Origin of the sequence: Saccharothrix sp. ST-888, from assembly GCF_000955975.1 — a bacterium.
Classification (GTDB): domain Bacteria; phylum Actinomycetota; class Actinomycetes; order Streptomycetales; family Streptomycetaceae; genus Kitasatospora.
The window spans coordinates 1-4754 of sequence record NZ_JYJF01000204.1 but is presented as its reverse complement, the minus strand read 5'-3'; the positions used below and the strand labels follow the sequence as shown (position 1 = coordinate 4754).

Genomic DNA, 4754 nt, shown 5'->3' with positions numbered 1-4754 from the left:
CCGTCGCGTCATGTGGACTGGTCGGCGGGGGCGGTGGAGTTGCTGACCGAGCAGCGGGCGTGGCCGCGGTCCGACCGGCCGCGCCGGGCCGGCGTCTCCTCCTTCGGGATCAGCGGGACGAATGCGCACGTGATCCTGGAGCAGGTGGACGAGGAGGAACCGGTCGAGCCGGTGGCGGCGGTGGGTTCGCCGGTGGTGCCGGTGGTGCTGTCGGGTGCGTCCGAGGAGGCCCTGCGGGCCCAGGCGGCCCGGCTGCTGGAGTGGGTGGAGTCCCGGCCCGAGGAGGGCCCGGTGGACCTCGGCTTCGCCTCGGTGACCTCGCGGTCCGAGTTCGAGCACCGCGCCGTGGTCCTGGCCGCGGACCCGGAGGAACTGCTGGCCGGGCTGGACGTGCTGGCCCAGGGGTCGGAGGATCCGGGGCCGGTCCAGGGGGCGGCCCGGCCGGGTGGCGGCAAGGTGGTCTTCGTCTTCCCCGGCCAGGGCTCGCAGTGGGCCGGGATGGCCGTCGAACTCCTGGACTCCTCACCGCTGTTCGCCGAGCGCATCGCCGAGTGCGCGGAGGCGCTGGCCGAGTTCGTGGACTGGGACCTGCTGGGCGTGCTGCGGCAGCTGCCGGGCGAGCCGACCCTGGAGCGGGTGGACGTCGTGCAGCCCGCCTCCTGGGCCGTGATGGTCTCGCTCGCCGCGGTGTGGCGCTCGTACGGCGTCGAGCCCGCGGCGGTCCTGGGTCATTCGCAGGGCGAGATCGCCGCGGCCTGCGTGTCCGGTGCGCTGTCGCTGGAGGACGGTGCCCGGGTGGTGGCCCTGCGCTCGCAGGCGATCGCCAAGGAACTGGCCGGTCTCGGCGGGATGGTGTCGCTGGCCCTGCCGGCGGCGGAGGCGGAGTCCCGGGTGGCGCCGTGGCAGGGGCGGCTGGAGGTCGCGGCGCTCAACGGCCCGTCCGCCACGGTGGTCGCCGGCGATCCGCAGGCGCTGGAGGAACTCCTCGCCGCGTGCGAGGCCGAGGGGGTCCGGGCACGCCGGATCCCGGTGGACTACGCCTCGCACACCTCGCACGTGGAACGCATCGAGGAGCGGCTGGACTCGGTGCTCGCGGATCTCCGGCCGGTGCCCGCCCGGGTGCCGTTCTTCTCGACCGTGGAGCGGGACTGGCTGGGCGACGGGCTGGTGGACGCGCGCTACTGGTACCGGAACCTGCGGCAGACCGTGCACTTCCACGCCGCGGTGCGGGCGCTGGCCGAGCAGGGCCACGACACGTTCATCGAGGTCAGCTCCCACCCGGTGCTCACCATGGCGCTCCAGGAGATCCTGGATTCCGGCGCGCCGACGGCACCCGTGACGGTCTCGGAGACGCTGCGGCGTCAGGACGGCGGCCCGGAACGCCTGTTGACCTCGGTGGCCCAGGTGTGGACCAGCGGTGTCGCGGTGGAGTGGCGCCAGGCCTTCGCCGGCGCCGGCGCGCGCCGGACCGACCTGCCGACGTACGCCTTCCGGCACCAGCGCTACTGGGCGGACGCCGGACCGGACCGGCCCCTGCTGGTGCACGCCGTGGAACTCGCGGACGGCGACGGCACCGTCCTGGCGGAGCGGCTGTCGCTGCCCGCACGGCCCTGGCTGGCCGACCACCGAGTGCTCGGCCAGGTCGTGGTGCCGGGGACCGCGCTGCTGGAGATGGCCCTGACCCTCGGCGGCACGGTGGACGAACTCACCCTGCAGACCCCGCTGGTGCTGCCCGCACAGGGCGAGGTCGAGGTGCAGCTCAGGGCCGGGCCGGTGGACGGGGCCGGCCGGCGCGAGTTCCGCATCCACGGCCGGGAGCGCGACGGTGCCGACCCGGCGTGGCGGCTCTACGCCACCGGACGGGTGAGCGAGACCGGGCCCGAGGGGCCCGGGTTCGACCTGACCGAGTGGCCACCGCCCGGGGCCACGCCGGTGGACCTGACCGGCTGGTACGACCGGCTCGCCGAACTCGGCCTGGAGTACGGGCCGCAGTTCCGGAACCTGCGCCGGGTCTGGCAGCACGGCGGCGACCTGCTCGCCGAGATGGCGCTGCCGGGCGAGGCGGGATCGTTCACCGTACACCCGGCGCTGCTGGACGCGGCGCTCCACCCGCTGGTGCTGGAAGCGGGTCCTGGCCCGCTGGTGCCGTTCTCCTGGGCCGGTGTGCGGTCCGTGCGCGCGGCCGGGTCCCGGCTGCGGGTCCGGATCAGCCCGGCGGGCGAGCACCGGGCCTCGCTGGCCGTCGCCGACGGCAGTGGTGCCGAGGTGCTGTCGGTCGAGTCACTGACCCTGCGCCCGCTGGACGCCCGGCGCTTCGACCCCAAGCTGTTCCAGGTCGAGTGGCGTGAAGCCGCCGCGCACGGCAGGCCGGCCGAGCCGGCCGCCGGGAGCGCCGTGATCGCGGTCGAGCCCGCGCCGGGCGACGTACCGGAGGCCGTGCACCGGACCGCGGAGACGGTGCTGCACGACGTCCAGCAGTGGCTGGGCGAACACCAGGACGACGTGTCCCGGCTGGTGGTCACCACCCGGCGGGCGGTGGCCGTGACGACGGACGCGGATCTCGACCTCGCCGCCGCCACCGTCTGGGGACTGCTCCGGTCGGCCCAGACCGAACACCCCGACCGGATCGTGCTGGTGGACTCCGAGGGCACCGGTGAGCCGACCGGTGAGCAGCTGGCCCGCGCCCTGGCGACCGGCGAGCCGCAGGTCGCCCTGCGCGGGGACCGGCTGCTGGTTCCCCGTCTGGCCCGTGCCGGTGTCCCCGCCCCCGACCCGGGCCGACCTCCGGTCGACCCCGACGGGACCGTGCTGATCACCGGCGGGACCGGCGGACTGGGCGCCACGGTCGCCCGGCACCTGGTGGCCGAGCACGGTGCCCGGCACCTGCTGCTGGTCAGCCGCAGCGGTCCGGCCGCCGCCGGTGCGAGCGAGCTGGTGGCGGAACTGACCGCGGCGGGCGCCCTGGTCCGGGTGGTCGCGTGCGACGTCACCGACCGGGCCGGGCTGGCGGAGGTCCTCGCGGCCGTGCCCGAGTCGGCGCCGCTGCGGGCCGTGGTGCACGCGGCCGGGGTGCTGGACGACGGCGCGGTGCGGTCGCTCACGCCGCCGCGGCTGCACGCGGTCCTGGCGGCGAAGGTGGACGCGGCCTGGCACCTGCACGAGGCCACCCGCGGGCTCGACCTGTCGGCCTTCGTGCTGTTCTCCTCCGTCTCGGCCACGGTCGGCCTGGCCGGACAGGCCAACTACGCGGCGGCGAACGCGTTCCTGGACGCGCTGGCCCACCGGCGGCACCGGGCAGGGCTGCCCGCGGTCGCCCTGGGCTGGGGGCTCTGGGAGCAGAGCACCGGCCTGACCGGCGGGCTCGGCGAAGCCGACCGGCGGCGGATCGCCGCCCTGGGCCTGCGACCGCTCCCCACCGACGAGGGCCTGGCCCTGCTCGACCTCGGACTCGCGGCGGACCGGGCCCACCTGGTGCCGACCGGGGTGGACCCGTCCGGAGCGGGCGACGCCGAGCCGCCCGCGTTGCTGCGCGGGCTGGTCCGCGCCCCGGCCGGCCCGGGCGAGCCGGGCGGCCGGGCCCGGCAGGGCACCGAGCCGCTGCGCGAGCGGCTGCTCACCATGGCCGACCACGACCGGGAGCGGACCGTACGGCAGTTGGTCCGCACCGAGATCGCGTCCGCGCTGGGCCGGTCCGGACCGGATGACGTGCCGCCCGAGCGGGGCTTCACGGAACTGGGCTTCGACTCGCTGACCGCCCTTCAGCTGCGCAACCGGCTGGGCACCCGCACCGGCCTCACCCTGGCTGCCACGGTGACCTTCGACCATCCGAGTCCGGCCGCGCTGGCCCGGCACCTGCTGGAGCGACTCGCCCCGGAGGAGCCCGAGCCCGCGAGCGAGCCCCCGGTCCTGGCGGAGCTGGACCGGTTGGAGGCGAGCGTGACCGCCGTCGGCGACGACCAGCGCCCGGCCGTCACCGCCCGGCTCTGGGCGCTGCTGGCCACCCTGACCGCCGAGCCGGACGCGACCGGGCCGGTACCCGACCAGGAGCTCGCCGAGGCGAGCGCCGACGAACTCTTTGCCTTGATCGACGATGAGCTTGGAAGGCCCTGACGATGAGCGACGAGAAGCTGCTCGACTACCTGAAGCGGGTCACCGGTGAACTGCGTCAGACCCGCCGCAAGCTGACGGAAGCGGAGTCGGCGACCACGGAGCCGGTTGCGATCGTGGGCATGGCCTGCCGCTACCCCGGTGGTGCCGGCTCGCCTGAGGAGCTGTTCCGGCTGGCGGTCGAGGGCGTGGACGCGGTGTCCGGGTTCCCGACCGACCGCGGGTGGGACCTCGAAGGACTGTACGACCCCGACCCGGACCGGTCCGGCACGAGCTACACCCGCCACGGCGGGTTCCTGTACGACGCGGCGGAGTTCGACGCGGGGTTCTTCGGGATGTCGCCGCGCGAGGCGGCGGCGACCGATCCGCAGCAGCGGCTGCTGCTCCAGGCGTCCTGGGAGGCGCTGGAGCGCGCGGGCATCGCCCCGTCCGCGCTGCGCGGCAGCCGCACCGGAGTCTTCGCCGGCGTGATGTACGGCGACTACGCGTCACGGCTGGGGCAGGACACCGGCGGCTACGAGGGCCAGCTGATGATCGGCAGCCTGCCCAGCGTGGCGTCCGGCCGGGTGGCCTACACGTTCGGGTTCGAGGGGCCCGCGGTGACGGTGGACACGGCGTGTTCGTCCTCGCTGGTGGCGTTGCACCTG

Annotated in this window: 2 protein-coding genes; both read left to right on the top strand. The window is 75.6% G+C overall.

The window, feature by feature from the left end; all coding sequences use genetic code 11:
- Positions 1–4110: type I polyketide synthase (locus UK12_RS31840; RefSeq protein WP_045306691.1), on the top strand; the 4110-nt coding region annotated here is incomplete at its 5' end.
- Positions 4107–4754 (top strand): beta-ketoacyl synthase N-terminal-like domain-containing protein (locus tag UK12_RS31835; RefSeq protein ID WP_442973907.1); only part of this gene is annotated, 648 nt, incomplete at its 3' end. The genes UK12_RS31840 and UK12_RS31835, both read left to right, overlap by 4 nt.